The organism is Vibrio splendidus, from assembly GCF_003345295.1.
GTDB lineage: Bacteria > Pseudomonadota > Gammaproteobacteria > Enterobacterales > Vibrionaceae > Vibrio > Vibrio splendidus_K.
The window spans coordinates 1,076,318-1,099,212 of record NZ_CP031056.1 but is presented as its reverse complement, the minus strand read 5'-3'; the positions used below and the strand labels follow the sequence as shown (position 1 = coordinate 1,099,212).

General features: G+C 40.3%; 18 protein-coding genes. 9 read left to right on the top strand and 9 right to left on the bottom strand.

The genetic code is table 11. The annotated features are described in order from the left end of the window. Position 1 precedes the first annotated feature (1 nt). The 5 genes from DUN60_RS20500 to DUN60_RS20480 all read left to right on the top strand — a co-directional run bounded on the left by DUN60_RS20500 (position 2) and on the right by DUN60_RS20480 (position 5,538). Positions 2–688, top strand: a complete 687-nt coding sequence (locus DUN60_RS20500; RefSeq protein WP_114635284.1) for a fimbrial biogenesis chaperone — start codon at positions 2–4, stop codon at positions 686–688. 91 nt (positions 689–779) lie between these two features. Beyond that, positions 780–3,164 (top strand): fimbria/pilus outer membrane usher protein, encoded by a 2,385-nt coding sequence (locus DUN60_RS20495; RefSeq protein WP_114635770.1) that lies wholly within the window; start codon positions 780–782, stop codon positions 3,162–3,164. Beyond that, positions 3,154–4,035 (top strand): hypothetical protein, encoded by an 882-nt coding sequence (locus DUN60_RS20490; RefSeq protein WP_114635283.1) that lies wholly within the window; start codon positions 3,154–3,156, stop codon positions 4,033–4,035. The genes DUN60_RS20495 and DUN60_RS20490 overlap by 11 nt, the downstream gene beginning before the upstream one ends. A gap of 94 nt (positions 4,036–4,129) precedes the next feature. Then, a complete protein-coding gene (locus tag DUN60_RS20485; protein ID WP_054545539.1) occupies positions 4,130–4,813 on the top strand; it encodes a response regulator transcription factor in 684 nt (227 codons plus the stop codon). A gap of 377 nt (positions 4,814–5,190) precedes the next feature. Continuing rightward, positions 5,191–5,538, top strand: coding sequence for a c-type cytochrome (locus DUN60_RS20480; RefSeq protein ID WP_114635282.1), 348 nt, complete (start codon positions 5,191–5,193; stop codon positions 5,536–5,538). A 46-nt stretch (positions 5,539–5,584) separates the two neighbouring features. Here the strand turns inward: DUN60_RS20480 and DUN60_RS20475 are convergent, their stop codons facing one another. The 3 genes from DUN60_RS20475 to DUN60_RS20465 form a co-directional block, all read right to left on the bottom strand. Beyond that, entirely contained in the window at positions 5,585–7,030 is a 1,446-nt protein-coding gene (locus DUN60_RS20475; RefSeq protein ID WP_114635281.1) for a pyridoxal phosphate-dependent decarboxylase family protein, read from the bottom strand. A 196-nt stretch (positions 7,031–7,226) separates the two neighbouring features. Further along, a complete protein-coding gene (locus DUN60_RS20470; protein ID WP_114635280.1) occupies positions 7,227–8,237 on the bottom strand; it encodes a helix-turn-helix domain-containing protein in 1,011 nt (336 codons plus the stop codon). A 115-nt stretch (positions 8,238–8,352) separates the two neighbouring features. Beyond that, complete coding sequence (locus DUN60_RS20465; RefSeq protein ID WP_114635279.1) at positions 8,353–8,673, bottom strand: hypothetical protein; 321 nt, start codon at positions 8,671–8,673, stop codon at positions 8,353–8,355. A gap of 355 nt (positions 8,674–9,028) precedes the next feature. Here DUN60_RS20465 and DUN60_RS20460 point away from each other — a divergent pair, with 355 nt between their 5' ends. From DUN60_RS20460 to DUN60_RS20445, 3 genes are all read left to right on the top strand, one after another. After that, a complete protein-coding gene (locus DUN60_RS20460; protein WP_114635278.1) occupies positions 9,029–10,135 on the top strand; it encodes an HlyD family secretion protein in 1,107 nt (368 codons plus the stop codon). Continuing rightward, positions 10,125–11,120, top strand: coding sequence for a DUF2955 domain-containing protein (locus tag DUN60_RS20455; RefSeq protein WP_114635277.1), 996 nt, complete (start codon positions 10,125–10,127; stop codon positions 11,118–11,120). Before DUN60_RS20460 ends, DUN60_RS20455 begins: the two co-directional genes overlap by 11 nt. A 427-nt stretch (positions 11,121–11,547) precedes the next feature. After that, entirely contained in the window at positions 11,548–12,750 is a 1,203-nt protein-coding gene (locus DUN60_RS20445) for an integrase arm-type DNA-binding domain-containing protein (protein ID WP_114635276.1), read from the top strand. Between the two features lie 561 nt (positions 12,751–13,311). Here DUN60_RS20445 and DUN60_RS20435 read toward each other — a convergent pair. The 5 genes from DUN60_RS20435 to DUN60_RS20415 all read right to left on the bottom strand — a co-directional run bounded on the left by DUN60_RS20435 (position 13,312) and on the right by DUN60_RS20415 (position 20,860). Continuing rightward, positions 13,312–13,749 carry a hypothetical protein gene (locus tag DUN60_RS20435; protein WP_017102049.1) on the bottom strand — a complete coding sequence of 146 codons (438 nt, stop codon included), beginning with the start codon at positions 13,747–13,749 and terminating at the stop codon, positions 13,312–13,314. A gap of 126 nt (positions 13,750–13,875) precedes the next feature. Further along, positions 13,876–14,697: a restriction endonuclease gene (locus DUN60_RS20430; RefSeq protein ID WP_114635275.1), complete on the bottom strand. Its 822-nt coding sequence runs from the start codon at positions 14,695–14,697 to the stop codon at positions 13,876–13,878. Positions 14,698–14,999: 302 nt separating this feature from the next. Further along, positions 15,000–19,022 carry an NACHT domain-containing protein gene (locus DUN60_RS20425; protein ID WP_114635274.1) on the bottom strand — a complete coding sequence of 1,341 codons (4,023 nt, stop codon included), beginning with the start codon at positions 19,020–19,022 and terminating at the stop codon, positions 15,000–15,002. 439 nt (positions 19,023–19,461) lie between these two features. After that, positions 19,462–20,061, bottom strand: coding sequence for a hypothetical protein (locus DUN60_RS20420; RefSeq protein ID WP_114635273.1), 600 nt, complete (start codon positions 20,059–20,061; stop codon positions 19,462–19,464). A 91-nt stretch (positions 20,062–20,152) separates the two neighbouring features. Beyond that, positions 20,153–20,860, bottom strand: coding sequence for a hypothetical protein (locus tag DUN60_RS20415; RefSeq protein ID WP_208638361.1), 708 nt, complete (start codon positions 20,858–20,860; stop codon positions 20,153–20,155). Between the two features lie 540 nt (positions 20,861–21,400). Between DUN60_RS20415 and DUN60_RS20410 the strand changes: the two genes are divergently transcribed. Beyond that, positions 21,401–22,138, top strand: coding sequence for a DNA/RNA non-specific endonuclease (locus DUN60_RS20410; protein WP_114635271.1), 738 nt, complete (start codon positions 21,401–21,403; stop codon positions 22,136–22,138). Between the two features lie 419 nt (positions 22,139–22,557). Here DUN60_RS20410 and DUN60_RS20405 read toward each other — a convergent pair whose 3' ends face one another. Next, positions 22,558–22,830 (bottom strand): hypothetical protein, encoded by a 273-nt coding sequence (locus DUN60_RS20405; RefSeq protein ID WP_114635270.1) that lies wholly within the window; start codon positions 22,828–22,830, stop codon positions 22,558–22,560. Positions 22,831–22,895: the final 65 nt, after the last annotated feature.

Genomic DNA, 22,895 nt, shown 5'->3' with positions numbered 1-22,895 from the left:
AATGAGACGTTATATCTTGGGTGGGCTCATTTATTGCTTTCTGTGTGCACAAACGTTTGGCATAACATTGTTTCCAACCGTCATCGAGCTCAACACAGATCACCGGGCAACATCGCAACTGGTTGTAACTAACAATTCAACACAAGCTCTCCCACTTGAAGCTAACGTTCGTCGTTTGAACTTCTTATCTGATGGCACGTTCCAAACATCAGATCTATCGAGTGAAGAGATGTTTGTGTTTCCACCAGCCGCAATGTTGGCACCCGGTGCACGCCAAGTATTCCGTATACAGTGGTTGGGAAAGCGATTACTCGAAACCTCCCAGAGTTACTTCGTTCGCTTCAGTACCGTGAATATTGGCCAGAACAACGCGAGAATAGACAAACCCATCGGTTTAACAACCGGTATCAATTTACAAGTTCACTACAATGCGTTGTTACACATTCACTCATCCTCTTTAGAACCTGACGTGAAATTGCACATAGATGAACAAGGCAAACTTACACTCACTAATTCTGGGTCGCGATTTACCTATACATCGTTACTTCATTTTGCGGGGCTCGAATCTCAGAGCCAAAAAGTACATGAGGCTTTAGGTGAGCAGTTTATTCCACCACGCTCCATTATTACTTTGCCTTCTTCTTTAAATTATTTACCAGTGGGCACTTATCATGGGCATGAAAACTGAAACCTATCCCAAGATATGGCAAGTTTTGTATGTCTTGGTATTAGTACTTTTTTATTGTGCTGCCTTAAGCCCTGCTGCTTGGGGTCAAGAAATGATCTTGAACCCGACAGGGCGAGATATTCAACTTACCTCTTTGTTAAGGATAAGTGACACCATACTGGGGGAAGCGGACATTATCATTACCGCAAACAACGAGATCTTGTTACCGAAGGAAAGTACGCTTTCTCTCCTTTCGTCCGTCGTAACTCAAGAAGGTATTGGGAAACTCAATGACACGACAAGCGATAAAATGCTGTCTCAGCACCATTTTGAGAGCGTAGGATTAGGTCTTAGTTTCGATTTTTCTTTATTAGAATGCATCGTGACAGTACCGCCTGAATTTAGCTTAACCCAGCAACTGTCTATGAATGGCGCAGATGATTTTTATAACTATGCTGAGCCAAGTTTGTTTAGTGGATACGTTAACTTTGCCCTTTCGGCTAATGAGAGCCAATATGTCGATCAGAATTCGTCAAGGCAGGATCTCTATCGCAGTCAGTTTGACTCAGCACTTAACATTGGTTTTCTAAACTTTGAGTATGAATCTTATTTAGAAAACAGCTCATCGCAAGATTCGCGATACGTAAGAGAAGGATCTCGTCTTAATATTGACTTTGCAGAACAAGGCACGCGACTTGTGCTCGGTGATATGTACAACAGTGGTCAATCTTTTCAGGACAGCACCGACATACTTGGTATTGGCTTAACTCGAGATTTCACGCTCATTCCAACCAGAAATGCACGACCACGAGCCAATCAATCATTCACACTTCAAAGAGCTTCAAATGTCGATGTCTATATAGATGGGATTGCAGTCCAGCGATTAACGCTAGGCGCTGGTAGCTATAACCTTAGTGACATACCTCTAGCGCAAGGTAGCAATGATATTGTACTCGTCATCATCGACCGCTCCGGGAATGAAGAACGCATCGAGTTTTCTATTGCGACCGGTAACGACTTGCTCAATGGCGGTGAGTTTGAATATAGCGTCATGTATGGAGCGCCTTCTGAATTACAGAATGGGCAAATAGAATATCTAACCGACGAACGCATTTTGCATGGTTATGTCGATGTGGGTATTAACCCTTGGTTAACGTTAGGTACCAACTTCCAAACCCGTGAAGATCTTTACCAATATGGAGCCACCGCTTTACTCGCTTCTACATGGGGCGTCACTGAACTCAATGCTTCGCGTAGCGAACACCCTACATTTGGAACTGGCGACGCTTACAAATTTGCGTTCGATGCGGAATTTTCTAATACGAACACGCTGTCCCCACAACTGAGTGTAAGTTATGAATATCTGACCAACAATTTTACTGGGGTCTCAGGGTTTGATGCTTCCGATACCGATATCAATCTAACCACCCATTATGTATCTGCATTCAGCTCTATTTACCTTGGTCAGTCTTTACGTGCCGCCATGACCCTCAATTACCGCTCAGGGGTAGACAAAGAGAACGATTATTGGTTGATTAGCCCGAGTTTATCGGACGGACTGTTTGATACTCCCGCCACCTGGAGTGCACGCGTTAACTATCGGCATAACGCAACCGAAGACGATGATATCAGCACGACTGTCACCATAAGCTGGCCTCTCAGTAGACAAACTCGTGTTGTCGGTCGTTACACAACAGAGCTTAATGAAGCCGCCTTAGATTACAGCTATCAGAATAATATTGGTAACACAGGGGGGATGTCGGCGTTTGCGAGTGTCATTACTAACGAAGAAACGGATGCCGATATGGATGCTGGGATTAACTACACGGCTAACCGTTATGAATTAAACGCGACCCACGCTTCGCGGCTTGAAGACATTAGTGGCGAAACACGAAATCACAGTACTGATGTGACGATAAGTAGTGCCCTTGCTTTTGCAGGTTCATCTGTGACGATCGGCAGACCGGTGCGCGAAGCATTTGCTATTGTTAGCAAGCACGAAAGCCTCGCAAAAAATGACGTGGCTGTCGACCCAACAAAAGATGGTGAGTACGCACGCGTTTACCTTAAAGGAGATGCAAGTGCCATGGTTCCTGACCTTGTTGCTTATAATGGCCAAGTAGTCGGTTACGAGGTCGATAACTTGCCACCAGGGTATGACTTAGGCGATGGTGCTTTTTGGATTAAGCCTGGTTATAAACGGGGATTCCAGCTACAGATCGGATCGGATGCTGTATTAACGGTTATTGGCAAGCTATTCGATCGTCAAAGTAACAACCCTATTTCACTTGTCGCTGGTGTCGCACATTACCTTGGTGATGCAAAACAGTTACCGATTGACTTCTTTACCAATCGTAACGGCATATTCGCAATCTCTGGATTAAAGCCCGGTAAGTACCAGTTGGTACTCGACACTAAAGAACAAGAATCCGTCATCATTACCCTCAGTGAACGCAGTGACAACTTGATAAGACTAGGAGATGTTTATGTGGAATAAACAAGTTCTTTGGGGATCCTTGTTCCTCATCGCCATAAACCATGTACCTTCGGCATTGGCGTGTGAAGCCAGTGCCTTGGCTATTCAACCCGTCTCATCGAAATCACAATATGATGTTTTCAGCGCAGGAACTTTCGCAACAATAAACACTTACCGTATAGATGCGATCATAATTGGCGAACCCTGCAAATTAGACTTGATTTTACAACTTAACGATACCAGTCGATCGTTAAAAGGGGTAAACCAAGCAAAACTCGGCTTTGAATGGAGTGGGCAGATTGGTATGTCAGTGGCTAATCAATGGCACTTATCATTAACAGAAAACCAACCTTCGGCAACGATACAAATGCGTTTCCCAAGTAAACAATGGTTAGCATCAGGAACCTATCGAGGGTTATTGGAAGTCTCGCCTTCTTATACCTCAGATAGTAAACAAATAGAAATTAGCCCCAGTTCACTCTCGGTATCTGTTAACGTTCCGCCTGCTGCAAAAATTCATTTTTATGGATTGACCCAACAACATTATGACCTTGATCTAGGGACTTTATATTCCAACAAGGTTATTCGTTCCGCACCTAACCTATGGGTTCAAAGCAACACAGCTTATACCATCGTATTGGAATCAACCCATCAAGGAATGCTACGTCATGAATCTAATGAGGAAAAATGGGACATTCCATACCAACTTTCCCTTGATAACGACAGAGTAAACCTTGAACAACTGGATGCAAAAATTCAACGTCTTTCCGCTACGATTGGCCAACCTATTCCTTTGAGTTTTGTCATCGGTGAAACAGAGAACAAACCAGGAGGACAATATGACGATACATTACAAATTTCTATCGAACCCCAACTTTCACAACAACCATAATTATGTAATTATATAAAAAGTGAGATATGCAACTCAATTATATAAAATCCACCATCATACAATCAAACATGATTTTTCAGTTTCGGAGTAAATTATGTATGAAAATAAAAATAATTTAAAGCACATACTCCTGGTAGGTGACAACGGTATTAACAATCAGTTTATTCAACGAGAAATAGGGAAATACAGTGATTTTTCTTTTAGCAGAGAATGTATTTTAAGCATTGAGCGCTCTCGTAATCATAAAACGTTCGATGTCGTTCTCATTAGCTACTTACTCTTGGAAAATATCGAAGATATCAACATCATCTTATCAAAAATAGAGTCCAGTAAATGGGTAGTCTATGACGTTCCCGCAGACATTACCGGACAGAGTATTACCGTAATGCAGCTATTCAACTTGTTTAATATAAAGGGAATGATTTATCAAGATGCTCCTATTGAACACCTTACACGTTGTTTAAAAACGGTATGTGATGATGATCTATGGCTACCTAGGAAGTTAATGTCACATATTTTATCCAATGCGTGCTCTTATACTTTCAAGTCTCAGGTAATACTGTCTAACCTGACGAAAAGAGAGGCTCAAATATTTAAACGAGTTGTCAGAGGAGATTCAAATCTAGAGATATCAAGCGAACTATTTATTTCAGAAAGTACGGTAAAAACGCACGTATACAACATATACAAAAAAATAAATGTCACCAATAGAAAAGAAGCGATAAGAAAAGCACATTTTATCAATAGTTTAGAGACTATTATACAACCAGACATATAGTTGAAATTATGAACATAAAAATGCCGATTGCAGTTTTTTTTCAAACAGACGTATTAGAATTTAAGCCCTTGAAAGGTGACCTGATATTATTCAGTTCCTCATAGAATCACTGTCAGGCTAATAAACGAAGTTTAAATCGAATCGTCTGTGGTTTAATCACATTTTAAAAAGTAGAAAAACATCCCGCCCTATAAAATACGAGTCGAACTTGTAAACTCACGAAAACATCACTTCTGCAGCCCCTCTACTTACCTAACAGAGCAAAAAGTACGCTTTAACTGTTAACACCATTAGCATCTATAGCACCTATAGCAATTCAGACTTGAGCTTCCCCTTAGGGTAAGCCTTATTGTTATGTTTTTAACTGGAGTAAAAACATGACTTATCAATCCTTCGCTTTACTATTACTCACTCTTTCCCCTAGCCTTCATGCCTCTGATTTTGGCGATCCTGAACTGGGTAAAATGAAATCACCAAGTTGCGTTTTCTGTCATAACCCCACGGGTGAAACAAGTAACACTGATTACCCCAAACTTTCGGGTCAAAATTCAACTTACCTCTATAACACGATGAAAGCATACCAAAGCGGAAATAGACAAGGCGACTACGCAGAAATGATGCGAGTTCAGCTCAGTAAGCTCGATGATCAAGACTTGAGAGATATAGCGGCTTTTTATTCATCTCAAGATAGTGGTTCCATAACTCATGTATTAGATGGAAATTAGTAAAAAGTCCCAATATTCAATTGGGACTTACTCCCTAAGGGATGAATTAAGAGGCTGCATTATCCATAAATTCTTTCTCCGTCAGGTATGCTTCAACAATCTTCTCAGCAGATAGGTCGATGTCTTCAGTCGAAGTATGGCAGCTCAGAACAGAGAACAGCATCGTCTTCAAGCCTTTGTAACCCGAAGTTGATGGATATAATGTTCCCTCTTCCTGTAAACGGTGAACTACTCGATCTGTTAGTTCATTGCGGTAAGTGTCATCGCCTTCACCAAATTGTGCTGAGAAACGATTAGAAATAACATCATTCAAAATCGTAATACCTTGCACAGATGAAAGCTTATTCGCCATACGCTGAGCTAACTCAGTACAACGATCAATGTGTTCAACAATCCCTTCTTTGCCTAATGATTTGAACGCTGCATACACAGGAACGCCACGTGCTCTTCTTGATGCAGAAATACCAAAATTAATCGCATTTCGATCTGGTTTTTCCATTGCATCATTAAGGTAGTCACCCATGTTACTACCGCCCATCGCTTTAGATAGTGCCGCTGCATCTTTTACGATGATCATTCCACTGTCATACGGCATGTTGAACCATTTATGCCCGTCAGTATCAATAGAATCTGCGCGTTCAATACCTGCTAATAAATACTTTTGTTTATCACTTGCGGCAGCCCATAAACCAATTGCACCATCTACGTGAAGCCACGCGTTGCCGTGGTTCTCGACAGCATCAGCCAATTCATTAAATGGGTCGAAAGCACCGGAATCAATACAGCCAGCTTGAGCGCAAACAAGCGTTGGGCCTTCTAAGCCTGAAATAATTTCTTTTAAGTTATCTGGGATAATACGTAAGTTATCGTCGGTTGGTACTTTGACAATCGTTTCAAGACCAATACCAATCATGGATAGCGCGCGCTTGATCGTTGAATGAATTTGATCACTGACAACAACGTTAATACGAGGAGCTCCAAACAAGCCTTTTGTCACCACATCCCAACCAGCGCGTTCAAGCAGTGCATTGCGGGCAGTAATCAAACCGGTGTAAATCGCTTCTTGAGCACCAGAAGTGAAACCTACCGCCGTACCTTTATTTAAACCTAGTAGCTCAACCATCCACTCTGCAGCTGTTTCTTCAACAACAGACATAGCAGGGCTAGAAACGTAATAAGGCACATTTTGGTCCCAAGCACTCACGAGCCAATCGGCTGCTAGTGAAGCGGGAAATGAACTGCCAATCGCGTACCCAAAGAAACGTGCACCACCAGATGCCATTAAACCAGCATCGACATTCTTTACCATGTCATTAATCACTTGTGATGGGTCTGTTGGTCGCAATGGTAAATCCCCGCCGATAGCTTCACGTAACGCTTGTGAGGTTGTACCGTTGTCTACCGGTCTATCTGCTAAAGATTCTAGGTAAGAAACTGCATGTTTGAGAGAGCTTTCAAGTGGTAAGCGATATTCATTAAAACGGTGTGACATGATGATTCCTCTATTTGTTGTCTACCCAATCATGTTATTGGATCAGAGCGTTTAGGAATTGTCATATCGCGCCACGGGAATGCGATTTAATAAAGTTCATATATCCAGCACAAAAACGAGAAACCAAAGACGAACTTTTCTAATCAATGTATAGAGTTTTGAGTCAATCATATAATTACCCCTCACTGACAGAAAACTATAACCCTTGATGTTGGCTGCGGAACTGTGAAGGAGTAAACCCTGTTTTGCGTTTAAAGAAACGAGTGAAGTTAGCAGAATCACCATAGCCGATATTGGTTGCTATTGACGTTATTGAGTCGTCCGAGTACTTCAGCCGAACCTGAACTTCATTTAGAATAAGATCATCCAATACTTCGCGATAAGTTACACTTGCGCCGAATAAGCGCCTCTGGATAGTCCTAGGACTCATTCCCAGTATGTTCGCAGCCGTTGATATGGGTAACTTTCCCATCGACAAATATGGTTGCATGGCATGTTTGAATGAGCACAAAAAATCACTAGGTATACCTTCTCGATCTATAACCTCTCTTCCTGAATTTTTTATTAAGTTAACTTTTTGACTCAAAATTTCGTTATTTAGACGAATACCTGTGACTGAGCGGAGTGTAAAAAACTGAACATGTGCTAACTGTGAGCATTCAAAAAAGCACTCCGTATGTGGGCTGACAATTGTCACATACTTTTCTTTGCTATTGTGTTTAGTCAAAGCTGTTATCAACTCATCCAGGAAAATGAACGAGAATATTTCCGCGTACTTAAACCAGTCTTGTGTCGCACCCTCTTTTTCGCGAACTAACCAGTAACAATCATTATGGAGCTTTAACGATATTTTAACTCCGCTTGAGTAATATCGAATGATTTCACAGAATTCTTCTAGCGCTTCTTTTACAGTGCCCTCCCTTGCTTTAACCAACTGAGCAATCACGCCCGGTATATAGGTGTTCTTACACATTACCCAAACACGAGTCACAAATGTGTCCAACGAAACACTTTCACCAAACATTCTGATTATGTTGAGTAAAACAGTCTCAGGTATAAACGGGAATTCACATGTTTGTATGTCAACCGGTGCTTTAACACCAGTAATCAAAGAATACACATTAATATCTCTTTCACTAAAGAGTTCAGCCAGGTCATGAACACAATCTGTGCGAACAAGTGGTACTCCTCTATTCGGTAACGCCATACGTTAGGACCTTCTTTATAATTAGATGTTTCTCGTTTGATATGTTGACAGTCGTGCCTAAGAATTAGAAAACCCCTTACTTGGCAAATCAAATAAGGGGTTAGATTCATACTATTTAGTTATATTTAATATAAAGCACCTTTCGTAGGCTATTGCATCGACTCTTATCCAGAGGGTCTCCTAAATAATCGCCACCTTCTGCAGCCCTTTTCATTAATAACGCTCTTGCACGTTCATCACTAAGTAGATCTCGGTACTTTTCATAGGTTTTCAGTTTGAGAATTTTATATTTCGAATTTTGGCTAGGGTCAGAAAAGTTATCGTAGCAGTAATTCATAGCACCTGAGTTTGCGCCAATCTCACTGGCATCTGTGATTGCATACGCGTTGGAAATCAACACAATCATAGAGAATGCGAGAATCTTTATCAGTTTCATATCCAGTACCCTTTAACGTTAATCTTGTTTCAATTGCAGTTCTCGAACCTCTTAATTGGCTGCAATTGATGTTCAAAATCCATGTTAATCATTCATCTAACGTCATGCTTGCCATTTGGTGACACATCAAAAATAACCAATTTAATTAATACCGATTTGACTCTGCCTAGCATATGTTTCAATTTCATCACGAAAATAAAAAAACCAATGTCACGACATGGCCATTAAATCAAGATATTTGATCTTATTTTTATCTTAAAAATGGTTCACTCTCTCATTAATAACGTGATGGTTCATTGATGGGAGTAGAACACCTAACTCCCTACATATCAGAATCTTAAATTGAGAGCCTCACATGTCAGAAATAAAAAAAATCGGCACTGAAACGCAAAAAAAGAAACCAATCAATAAAGTAAAAATAGCGACAAACAGTCTGTTGGCATTCACCATACTTTCTATTGGTATCGCTGTAGTTTCAGACAGGATTATTCCAACTACCGACAACGTTAGAGTTGAAGGCAACGTCATTTCCTTAAAACCACAAGTATCAGGTTTAATAGAACAAATTAATATTACAGCAAACACTAAAGTAGAGAAAAATGACGTGTTGCTCAAAATTGTCTCTACCGACTATGAGATAGCCGTTAAACAAGCAGAAGCAAAATTGAAGATAGCCGGACAGCAAGTTGGGGCGCAAATGGCCAGTATTATTTCCGCTCAAGCACAACTCACGACATCGTTAGTTGCACAACAAAATGCTCGGCGTCAGGGTCAACGAGTATTAGCGATGGCAGACAAAGGGGTTGTATCAAAGTCAGATGCAGATACAACACGTGCCACGATTGATAAAGCTAATGCTGAGGTCATGAACGCTCACGCTAATCTAGAAAAAGCTAAAGCTCAAGTGGGTTCAGAGGGAGAGGAAAATGCACAAATACAATCAGCACTACTTGAATTACAAAAAGCCCAATTAGACTTATCGCGCACAACCCTATCAGCGCCTTCAGATGGTGCGGTAACCAACTTGAATTTATCAGAAGGTTCATACGCTTCTTCAGGCTCTCCATTAGTCACCTTCGTCGAAAGCGACAATTTATGGCTTGAAGCTTATTTTCGAGAGAATAGTCTCGGTAACATAAAGCCAGGCGATGATGTTGAAATCGCATTAGATCTTGCTCCAGGCACTACGTTCAAAGGCACAGTTTCTTCAATCGACCTGGGAGTCACATGGGGTAAAAACGAACAACTTGGCGACCTTGCGAGTGTACAAAACCAAAATGGATGGTTAAGAGACACACAACGTATTCCAGTTACGATCAAAATAAACGAACCATCAGCGATCCAATCAATGCGAATTGGAGGCCAAGCAGATGTCATCGTTTATACTGGCGAAAACACTCTATTCAACCTACTTGGAAAATTCTGGATTAACGTAGTGAGCTTGTTCTCTTATGTTCGATAAAATAGAACAAGCACAAGAGCGTAGGATTTTTCGCTACGTCACGACAGTCGGCTTGGCAACATTCCTTGCACTATGGTTTAACTGGCCATTAGCTTTTTGTACGCCACTTCTGACCGCAAAATTTATCACTGATAAACCTCAATTTCATATTCTCCATGTCAAGCAGTTGGCCTATGCGCTTCTATCCACCGCTGTAATTGGATTCGTAGTATCAACGGGGCTACCTGAGTATAAAATTGCCTTTCTTTCTATACTCACACTCGGGATGCTTTGGGCATACTATTTATTTACCGACCCTAAATGGGTCATGTTCGCAACATTCTTAATGATCGAACTGATATTACTTCCATCTATAACTATAATCGATCAAGCATCCGCGCTGAATGTAGGAATCGGTTTTGCGTTTTCAGGCACTTCGGCCGTCGCTTTGTATGCCCTTTCACACGTTTATTTTCCCGAAGAAGAGAAGACGGACTTTGTTGGCTTTCCCGTATCTCCACTTACCAAAGAAATGCGATGGACAGCCGCTATACGCGCATGGGTGATTTCATTTCCACTCGTATGCTTTTACTTCTATTTTCAACTTTCACAGATACTGCTTACCGTTGCATTTGTAATGTTATTATCGTTAATGGCAAGCAGCGAAACGTCCGGTAAGACCGCGTTATTTTTCACAGTAAGTAACATCTTCGCAGGCCTGATTTCATTCGTCACTTTTCTCATCATATCTTTAGCACCTAATATGTATGTATATATGATGGTTGTACTCAGTGTCATTGCGCTTTTCGGAATAAAGATTTATACCGTTCCACAAAAGGCGCCTATATATATTACGGCCTTTACCGGATTCAATGTACTTATGGGAACATCAATAAGCAGCGGCGCGTTGGATGACAAATTTTACGTTCGTATTTTCCAGCTATTTTTAGTCTTGCTATACATGGTATTTATGACCTATTTCTTAGAGTCACGAACTAGGAAATAACCCGTCAAAAATCAACTTTCAGTCGTTCGTACAATCTCATCCATTGTTACTATGTGTTGTTAAATGGCAGGGAAACTCCTGCCATATCTAGTCATGTGACAGCCACAGCCCCTAGATTACACTGTAAAGACATGGCTTCAGGTACAACATAGCGCTTTACACGCCCTAGCGAACCCTTACAATGTGCAGCAAATATATTTATCAAGGTTTATCTCTATGTCTATTCAATGGTTTCCGGGACTACTGAATCAAACAATCACCTCAACTCACCAAGACCAAACACTCCATTCAAAACAATAACTTATATAAATAATTCAATTCACACCCTCTCACACCAACTCACCACTCCTCATATTTTTTGTACCCCATTATGTACCCCAAGCAATGAACTAGTGTAGAATATGTAACAACTTTTTGGGGAGTTCATATGCCAAAGAAAACCACTAGTTTGTCTGACAAACAAATCAAAGCAACCGAGATCAAAACGAAGGAATATATTCTGTCTGACGGAAATGGGCTTAACCTCCGCATTAGACCGAATGGCACCAAATCATGGCAGTATCGATACACCAATCGTGTAACTGGCAAAGTTAAGAAGCTCTCGCTAGGTTCATACCCAACGTTAAAACTTGCTGACGCAAGGAAGATTGCTCAAGATCACCGAAATCAACTTGCCAATGGAGTTGATCCTCGAGAGCACATTGAGCTACTCAAGCAGGATACCCTTCGTAGAGAATCTAATACTTTCATTTGCGTTGCTGAGCAATGGTTCAAAAGAAAGAAAAAAACAATCAGCAAGGAGCATGCTGAACGTATTTGGAGAACTCTACAAATCTATATATTCCCCAAATTTCAAAATGTTCCCATAGAGTCTATTACGCGTAGAGATGCCATTCAGCTCCTACGTCCTCTCGAAGAAGCCCAGAAACTTTCGACGATCAAACGAATCTGTCAGTCACTGAATCAGATTATGGAATATGGAGTTGATAGTGATGTAATCGATGCAAATCCATTGACCAGAATGATCAAGGCGTTCGAACGCCATGATGTAAAGCATATGCCAACAATCCGTCCAGAAATACTTCAAGAGTTCCTATGTAAGCTTGAGACAAACAATACGATACAAGATAAAACCAAATACCTCATACTGTGGCAACTTCATACAATGTTAAGACCTAAAGAAGCGGCCCGAACACGCTGGAGCTACATTGATATTCACAAAAGATGTTTGACGATTCCGCTTGAAGAAATGAAAAGCCAAAGAGTACATAAAGTCCCCCTGACTGATGAGATGATAGAGATACTCAGCAAAATACGCCCGTTAAGTGAAGGTAAAGAGTTTGTCTTCCCTAGTGAGCGAAACTCTAATACCCACATGAGCGTATTCACAGCAAATGCTGCGATAAAACGCAGTCTTGGTTTTAAAGGTGAGCTTGTAGCACATGGGTTAAGGTCAATAGCCTCTACTGCCCTGCACGAGCAGGAGTTTGATTCACTGCATATTGAAGCCTGTTTGTCGCACGCTGATAGAAATACAACTAGGGCAAGCTATAATCGAACCGATTTTTTTGAGCAAAGAAAAGACATTATGGCTTGGTGGAGTGAGTTTATTAAGTCGTCATCTTCATAGCATGGGGGCATTCTTAAACCTACAAGTTTAGGTTTATGACGCGCAGTTTGATTGCTTCTTCTACGTTGGTATGTAGAGTATTTAACTGGGGGCAATGTGCCCCTTCCAGTAACGACATATAGAGGTCTACATAGCGCTAAATCGTCATTTCGTCCGAAGGACGGTGTGTGAGATGTTAATAACCCAAGGCACTTATATAAATTTAGCTAACTGTGCTAATAGCTTATCGATAGCATTCACTACCTGAGCTGGTATTTTGACCTTATCTTTTACTTTCTTTAAAGCTTAATTAACAAGCTCCTTAACACTTCCTTATCCTTTGCCGAGTGTGACCGAATCCTCTTTTAGTATCGTCGAATTTTAAACATAAATTTGATCACCCAGTTGTTTCCATTGTTGGAACAACAGCTTAGCTTACAGATCAGCGAACAACAGAAGCTACTACTCGTCTCGCATACCATCACGTTTGGAAATTCTAAAACAGACAATATCTCCAAAATCAACAGGAGCGCTCTATCCTTAAAAGAGCACTTCACCTACTCTCTTTATGGCAAAACCCATTTAGAGGGGGTTTAAAAGAGGTAATTGACCAAATGTCTCGCCAGACCTCGCCTTGTCTTCTAACTTGTAAGCTCGTTCGCTTGTATCAACAACAGTATATTGAAATTCAAGATGCTGATGGATGTATTCCTTCGTTAGAGAGTCGAGCTTGAGGTCTCCAGAAGCAAAGCGAGGGAGGTCAGATGGTTTCAAACTAGGAATCACCAAACGATTCGCAACGTACACGCAAAATTGGTCACCACTTAAACGACCAGAAGCATGACTTTGGATACGTGTGATTAGACCAAATTTTGGCTTATGACTGTTTTTTTCGATTTGTCTTCCAGACATACCGCAATAAATCAGTTGTTCGCCATGCCAAATAGCATAGACGCCAGCAGCAACTTTTGGGATACCTGAGTCAGCCCAGCTTGATAGCTTATATCTTTTGGAAAACATCAAATCTCACTTTTTATTGGGAGGCGTTATGTCCGAAATATGCAATTGAGGGTGGTATTGGAAGTACCAATATCGGTCTCAGAGCTTACTTTCTACACCAAGCGTGCATTGTGAATAGATTAAAACTTAGCAGTCGCAAGTATAACGGCACTTTGGATACGTAGAGCAACCATAAAAAGACATACCAGATTTAGCTCCTCGCTTAGCAACACGCATTACAAGCTTAGATTGGCAATCAGGACAAATCATAGGTTCGATGTCTGCCCTGTGTGTTTGGGGCGAGATTGATGGTTTATTTTGGAACCTGCGCCCATCTTCGATCATATGTACTAGTTCGCTACCGTTGACTAACCACAGACGTTTATCTAGAGAAAAAGCCACAGCATCAGAAGTAAAATCCCCTGAAGTTACGATAATCATTTTACTGGCATTATTTGCGATCATGACACCGTACATCTCCCTTAGAACTTGCACTCCCACCTTGCGAGATTTCCAATGCTTACATTGTACAAGACTTAATTTACTATCTTTTGTTAACCAAATATCAACGCCACCATCAGATTTTTGAGAGAAAGATTGTTTGACCGCATATCCTTGAGACTTAAAGAACTCTCCGATGTAACTCTCAAATTCCATCCAACTCAAGTGATTTAGTGGGGAGGTATTCCTATGAGTTCTAATCTGAGAGTTGGTCGTGAGATAGCTTCTTTTCCTCTGATATTGCTTAAAAAGCGCTATCGGTGCGGGGAGCAAAAATAAAAACGTAAAATATGGGGCTATCAGGGGCAAGTTTGGAGCAATAGCTTCAAAGACAAAATTATTGCTACCAACGGCCAAGCTAGGTAATAGATATGAAAGTCCAAAATAAATACAAGCCGAGAGTACTACGCTTAGCCACCATGGAGCGTCCATTAAGTGCCATATGATTCCATCGTTTTTTCGTGCCATTTAAACTCACCTGATAAGCATTTTGGTGCATTAAAGCATAAACAATAGATGATGAGTATAGTTAGCCCGTTGATATTAATAAGAATAATAACAATTAATGAGCCAGGAGAGAGAAGAGCTGGAGCTGTGTACTTAGGACGATTAGTTTACGCCGCTTGCGTTTGGGTTCCTTGTTCGGAATCCGAACATTTCCAACTCATAGTTGGACAGAAGCATGTTAGAGTCCCCCCCCCTAAATTAACAAAGTAAAATAATGAATATGGCGCTAAGCCACTAGCATACTCACCCTTGATTGAGCAGAGCTAAACACAGGAAACATCTAGCACAAACACGTCTACCTTCCCCTCTAACTCACAAGGTAGAGTTGACTCAATGGACAATTTCAAATCCTGACCGCTTGTTATTCCATGTTTTTTGCTATTCGCAACTAATTCATCTGGGCCAAACCAGAAAACGAGATAGATTCCTTGCTGTTCTGCATCTGGGTGTACTGAATAACGCTCATAAAGTTGCGTGGAAGCAGCACTATATAGCTCCTTATGCCATTGCCCTTTAGCTTCAATAACAAGTAAGCGTCGTTGCCCGTCGAGTACCTTCGCTGCCGTTATATCTATTCGATTCTGATTTTTGGTTTCATGTTCTTTATCAATTATGATGCCATTTTGTTTGAGTGTATGGCTAAGGTATTCAGCAACTATATTGACTGAATCTAGTTCACCTAATCTGTTAAGTTTTCCTTCTTTATCTTTCGTATAGAACCGACTGCCAGTATTAAACTCACCTCCTAGTACCTCTCGTTGATAATTGCTCAACTCTTGCAATACCTGTTGGCGCAGAACCTCAACCGTTACTACGTCACCATTATCAAGGAAGTTTACGATATTCTGAGGTGTTGGTGGCTCAAACTCTTGCAGCGCTTTGGTTCTTCTTTGTTCAGCAAGGATACTTTTCAGTTCTTGATGAAACTCTTTAAAACGCGGATTATCCAGAAGCCGCTTCAACACAGGACTAGCTCTATCAGGAATGTCCCTACTTATTGCCCACACAGTATCCTTAATAAATCGGTATGCTGTTTCACCTACTGGGCTTCCTGTCCCCCAAGAGCTTGGTAAATGGACTTTAGGCCATTCATCAATAAATGTATCTAAAATAGCCTCACTTTTTTGAGCGCATAAATCTGGCCAATATGAGTTCTCACCACGATTCAAAGATCCTGATAAACATTCAAAAAGAAGAATCGAGTGTTTATCAGTCTTCAGTAATTCGAAGTAAGGAGCTGACGCTTCTAGGTTAAGGAAATAAAACGCTCTAACAAACCAGAATTTTTGTGTCTCATTCAACTTCCAATCTTCAGGTGAAAGTTCAGGTTCAGATTGTAGAATCAGCTTCGTGCATCTTTCATTAATAATCGTACAAAGTTTTTTCCTATCACCAAATTTAACCGCTAACTCAAAAAGTGTATCCAAAGCATACGATACAAGGCTGTTAAATTTATGAAGCCATTCAATCGACAGAGAAGCTTTTAGTGGGCTAAAAACGTCATCATACTTAAGTAAGCCAACTTCAGGATACTGACAATTTGGCTCACTAAGCTGTGGTTCTACGTATTGTCGAAGAAATGCCTCGGCAGATTTTACGTTAGGGAATATTAGTCTATCAACTTCAGACTTGAGAGAAGTATGCTCATTATCTTCAACCGCATCCCAATGCCTATTGAGATTGGTTCTCAATGCAATGAGAATCTGGCGGGGAACCTCATCCAACTTGCCATTAAAACGCATAATTTCAAGACAAGCAGCGAACAAAATGTCCTCAGTAACCTGAGACTTCGATTGACACTGAAGCTCAGCAAGCTGACGTAATTCTGGGACATTGGGTTTTATGAAGTCTAAACAGTTTCGTAGCGCAGTTCGAACCAAATTTTCATCACCAAACTCTTTCTCAATATTCTCAGGATGATTTAAAACAAGGTTTGAAAATCGTAGCAAACAGGGCCAGTGACGACCACTTTCAACCAACTCGCGATTTTCATTAACAAAATCTATATTCTTTAAAAAAACAGATGCTTGCTTTTTTTCGCGACGTTTCATTCTTCGTCTATGCTTGCGGTTATGATCAGGAAAAGCTCGTCTTACATATCTGTTTCGACTTGCCCAAACAGCCATAAACTCAAGCTTTTCATTTGCCTGAAAACGCATATGCCTTATCAGGAGATCTGGCCCTCTCTGTTCTTTGGGCCGACAATAGTAATGTGAAGGCAAAAAACTCGACCACAAATGTACATTATCGGTATCAAATGCTAAATCAGCGATAAACTCAAGGTCTTCGGCTCTCAAACACAAGCCAGCATGAGAGTAGTGGCCACTAAACTTATCGAAACGAAGTTGCCAAATTTTCTCACCATCAGTAAGCCGAGAAAATACATGTTCAATGATACCTTGACGAAGGGCGTGATCTTCCTGAAGAATCTTTACCGAAGTGAAATCATTAGAATTACCATTCGAGTTGGAAAAATTGAGGTTTTCAACCCAAGACCAGACCTTTTTCGGGTTATACGGTGGCACCGCAAGTTCAAAATAGCGATCTAACAATGAACCTATTAGTTTGCTAACACCATGACGGCATTTACATTCGTAGTTATCTTTCAAGCAAGTACAAAACAAATCTTTACTTAACGAGTCTAAAAGGCTTTCAACCGTTGTTAGTTGTAACTCCCTGATAAGTCCTTTTATAAAGTATCGCTCACCATATGTTCTGTCACATTTTTCATGATAGAGATAGAAGCAACGCCTAAAAAAAGTCTCAAGCTCCGCTTCCGTGACATTAGAAAAGCCAATTCTCTCATATACATCCATTACCATTCGTAATGAAGCACTACTAGCTTCATCAACTAATTTGTCAATGCTTGTACGAGGGGCATAGCTACTCAGTTCAAGGAGACATTTATGCGCCAGCATTCTTGTATATTTGTCTTCGCTTTTAGTAAAAGACAATTGTTCCAACTCAGGAATCAACCACCTAGAGGCTTGGGAGCTCGCTAGTAATTCCAAAAGTAAATCTCTTAAATGCCCATCTCCATTAATCAACAGCAATGGCTTAATTTCTTGAACTACGCCCTCAGTGAAGAAACCTGAAACACTGAACTTCCGCCAAAGATCCCCCCTTCTAAAGTAAGGATCTTCATTTTCAACTTCTTTCAATTTGGAAAGGAGCAATGCCTTTGAAGAGTCTACTAGTTGTGATGGGTCTCCATTTGCGAGCACCGCATACGGATCGAGTTCAATTAACATCTCCTGTATCAACTTATCCCCCAATGAAGCCATCCAGCCAACTAGTCCTCGTAATTCATTTCTAACCACTGAGTTTGGAGCAACTAAGGGTAATAGTTTATCTAAACTCAACGGATCTGAGGGCGCACTGATACGCTTTATAAAATATTCTGCAGCGCAGTACTCAGAAATTATTTTATGTAGGGGTTCGTGATGATCAGGATTATCACTAGGCTTAAATAAACGGGTGGCGAGGACAATACTTGCTACCGAAGCTCTGCTAACTAAGCTTCCTAATAATGGATACATTCGGCTCTCGGTCGCCTCGCTCACACCAACACCTTCGGAACCCGAAAGCAGTATCTTGGCGAATATTTGCGATGATAGCTCGATTTTTTCTCCATGAGACAAAGCCGTTATAGGCTTGACCTGAGTGTTAACTTCCCGAGCTAGACGAGCAATAGCCTGAGAGAAAATAGTTTTTTTATTTGTAAACTTGCCATTACTCTCAATATACGCATCCGCAAACATTTTGAGAAATTGAGGATTTGGAAGAATCGAAGCGAGATCGAACCTTGCAACTTCTCTCTTAAAATCGTGGAAGTCTTCTTTTTGAGTATAATTTTCGTATATTTGCTGTTGTTCCGACTCATCAAACTCACAAAGCCTAACAACTAAAGGGGCGTGGCCAATATATTCTGCAAAATTACTTGTGGCAGAGTTATTCCATTCGCTAGAGCGACTAGAGATTATGACACGGGGAGGTTTTGCTCTAGCTGCATTGGCTAACAGCTGGTGAATTCCACTTTCATCAATTTTAGCTAGCTCATCAAAAGCATCGATCACTATCGGAATACCTTTGTCCTCTGTCCCCATATGGCGGAACACATTAGCACTAGCCATGTTAACTCCAAGATATTTAGCAAGGCTCCGCATAAGTTCGGACTTTCCAGCCCCTGGCTCGGCGAGCACAACAATAAAGTTTGCCTGTGCAAGTAACTCTGACTCGGAAAGTTTCTTATCTTGGGTGAACAAAATACGATCAATATAAAGCATGTGGTTCCCAACTAAGACGAATAGAGAAAGTGAATGTTTTTGTTGCTAATTTAGCTAGTTAGTTGAAGGAAACTTTATCATTTTTTGGTATGTAAAACTGCTTGCGGTGTCTTATTCATATCCATCACGTTACATTATTAGGCTCGCTTACTAACCAATTGTTAAAAATTGACACTTGCAAACCTATCATAGCTAACACACTTTTGGGCATTTTCGAGCTAGAAAATGCCCCGCTTGAGAATTCAGGTTGTGATGTTTTTGGACATAAATCAGTTTCTGAAAATCTAACATTAGCATTACATGAATTAATTCAGGTATGGCAAAACTGAAAATCGCTCAACTTAGAGTCCAGTTTTGATGGTACTTTTCACACAAAACCCAACGTTAGACTGAAAATGCCAAGCATTGAGAATCTCTCTTAAATTCTGTATATGTTGGGCTACAGATCTACTGTTATAGCTAAATGTGCCAGTTCTACTGAAAACATGAAGCCGAACTTAGCCAACAACACACAGGATTTTTCACCATCATCTTCGATTTTACCGAGAACATCCTTAACAAAGTCTTTATCTCGTTTTCGGACATAAGCCATAGTCCTAGGAAGTTCTTTGATCTCAATATTTGATTTCATGAGGTCGTGAGCGAGCTTATTTCGAATATTCTTTATTTCATGCAGGGCAGGTAACAACTCCCTAGCCTCTTTCTTCTCACTCGCATCCTCAAAGTCATAAATATTAATAAAGGACTTAAAAGTATCAATTTTCTTACCTAACATCGCACCTTTGATATCAGGCTCAATGCACACTAGTAGATGACTTAGCTTGAATTCAATGAGAAGAACAATACTAAAAAACATACCAGTTTTAGCGTTGGACTCCTGCGTTCTAGCCCTAAACCACTTATTTCCCTCTGCTACGATTTCTTTCAATTTTCGAGTGTTTTCTTCGGGGGATTGAGGCTCCCTATACGTAATAATTGAAGGGCTAGTGCTCTTGGGCTTTCTTTTGTAATAGCCAAATATATTTAGTAATTTTTCCACAATTCTCTCTTAAAAACTAAACGCAGCGAATAGTAAAAATGCCACGCATTGCGAATCACTCTTAAACAGTTTGTAAAGTTTTTTGCAGGCACTAAATGATATGCATGCTTTTTCGAAAAGCAGATGCATCAGCCTCAATTTGATTAAAGATATTATTTAGAGCGTCATTAGTCTCAATTAGCATCTCTCTAATTTCCTCTTCTTGAGCTTCAGAAATTATCGTTCCTATATGCTCATTATCACTGTTATTACGTCGAATATTGATCTCAATCGTATCCAAGCGAAGATAGAATGGTGCCGCTTTTACATACCAAAAATTAAAGTCATTAACTAATGAGTCGGACAAGTACAAACGATTATCTTCTATCTCTTTCTTTAGGATATTGACGTAGTTTAGGCATGAATCAAACTGATACTCGAAGACCTCATTAAATCCGTTTTCAGAATTGAACTTTTTAAATTCAAGACTCACCATTAACAACCTATTATATACATTTAATTTCTTATCAAAGAGTTTTTCAAAGGTCGATTGAGATATAGAAAAAAAACGCTGAGTTCTTTTCATTTCCAGCGCATGTTTTTCATCTAGAGCTTTCATGCTTGCTGCATGTTTATTATCTAGTTCTTTAATTTTCTTCGCATTGTTTGCGTCGCTTTCTTTGATATCTTTTTCAAATGCTTGTTTATGCTTTTGTAAAGATTTATCAAACCAATGCTTACCAATCAATGTTGATACACCAACAGCAGCAGGCAAAACTACCGCTATATGTTTTACTATAAAGCTTGTTACTTCCATCATACTTACCAAAAAATGTAACGCTATTCAGACGACTAAAAGCCGTTTTTTAACTCCACCATAATGCCTTTTTAAGAAAATAATATCAATTAAAAATCAGCAACTTATCGATAAAAGGTGTGAGTTAGATTGCTGAGGTTAATCTAATGTCACTATTCCGATAAAATTCGCGTTTCGGATAAGTTTTGGTTGGGCAAAACTACAGCTTTGAGGGATTAGAGCGCTTCTACTCTAACGCATAAAGGGGCACAAACGTTTTAGAGATTTGGCACTAAGCCATGTGATCACCAAGCAATCTTGTCACACAGTTAATCTTCAAGTCGAAGACCGAAATGGTGAAAAACTTCAGAATAAAACTGCCAATTAAGAAAAACGTCAGAATAAGACTGCTAATTAGGAAAAACGTCAGAATAAGGAAGCTCACAAGGAAAGCAAAATGAAACGAAATGGAATATATCCGTGTCAGAGATGTTCACCCACTCTACTTCTACCGTTTTGATAGTTATGCTAAGTTTGGGTCGAAGCTCATCTAAAGGAATGATAATGAAATCATGGATAGCAATTACAGTGTTAGCCTCAGGGGTTTTGAGTGCTGCTGAATTTCGGACACCAAACTGCCCAATTGGCTGCCCTAGTCTAGAAATAGACGGTAATGTAGTCATTTTCGAGCGTTTGTACACACTCTCTCAAAACAAGAAAACACAGTTTGCTGATTGGGTCGCATATGAAGTCGATATTCTTAACTTTGGAACAACAACTAATCGGACTTGGAAAAATAACCCTCTACTTGTTGAAGCTGAACGATTAGAGAAAGGTGATTATACTGGGGCTTCAAGTAAGCTCGATGTTGATCGTGGACACCAGGCTCCCTTAGCCAGTTTTGTCGGCAGTCGCTATTGGCCTACTCTTAACTATCTATCGAATATCACTCCCCAATCAAAAGACTTAAACCAAGGCGCATGGAAAAACTTGGAAGAAGCAGTTAGGGATGCCGTTGGGTTTCGAGAAAACCTGTACGTTATTACTGGGACTCTCTACCGTAACGAAATGGATGCTTTGCCAAAAGCTGATGAGCCTCATGCAATACCTTCGGATTACTACAAAATTGTATACGATGAGAAAGGCAATTCTGTAACCTTTCTTATGAACCAGCACACAAGCCGAGATACTAATTACTGCACTAAAAACCTAACAGTATCAGAGTTGAGATCAATCGTTCCATATACTCTGCCAAGTGGTTTAGCTGATAGTAATGAAATATTGAAACGTTTAGGTTGCTGATCACTCGGTTTATTTGGGCTCGAATTCATCAGCTCAGAACATGCTAGAAGCTTGTAGCTATGCCGCGCTTCTATTTGAATACCCGTCTTCCAACATGCAGTGTAACTACGAATAAGTAATCAAGCTATTTAGTCCACTACTCCAAGAACAAGTAGCTCTTCACAGGATTGAGATACTTAACTTACCTAAGAACAACCATGAGCTACGCTCATGAACTCATCGAGGTTTTTCAAAGCGTAGCTTTGGGATGTCTTCATGAGGGTCACTTTTACTCTATATATAATATTAAGGTGAAAGTGACCCTATACACTTAGACCATTTCAAATTAGCAATCTAATGATAGAACTAAACAAGTTATGTTGATGACTGTACCAATAAACTGTCCAGGCAACTGCATTTTTCAACACCAAGTTACAAATCTAGTGAAGTGGATGACTTTCAAAGTTCATTACGTGAGTGACAGCGGTCGCAAGTATGAGTTCGTCATACTGAGTAGTTAAATCAATATCGGTTAAAACGATCAGCAGCAACAAGTCGGGATCCGATACATCGCTCATCAAATGCAAAGCTATGTCGTCAGAATCGACCTTCATCACAGCTTTAGCCATCAACGAGAACAACTGGTTTAAACAGCTATCGCACTGAGTATTTGCGCGATGGATATACTCTAGAAAAATTGATTTAGTATTCATACGTACAGAATAATAAAAACACTCACAGCTAAAGTATTGGAATAGACTGCCACCATGTGAAGAAA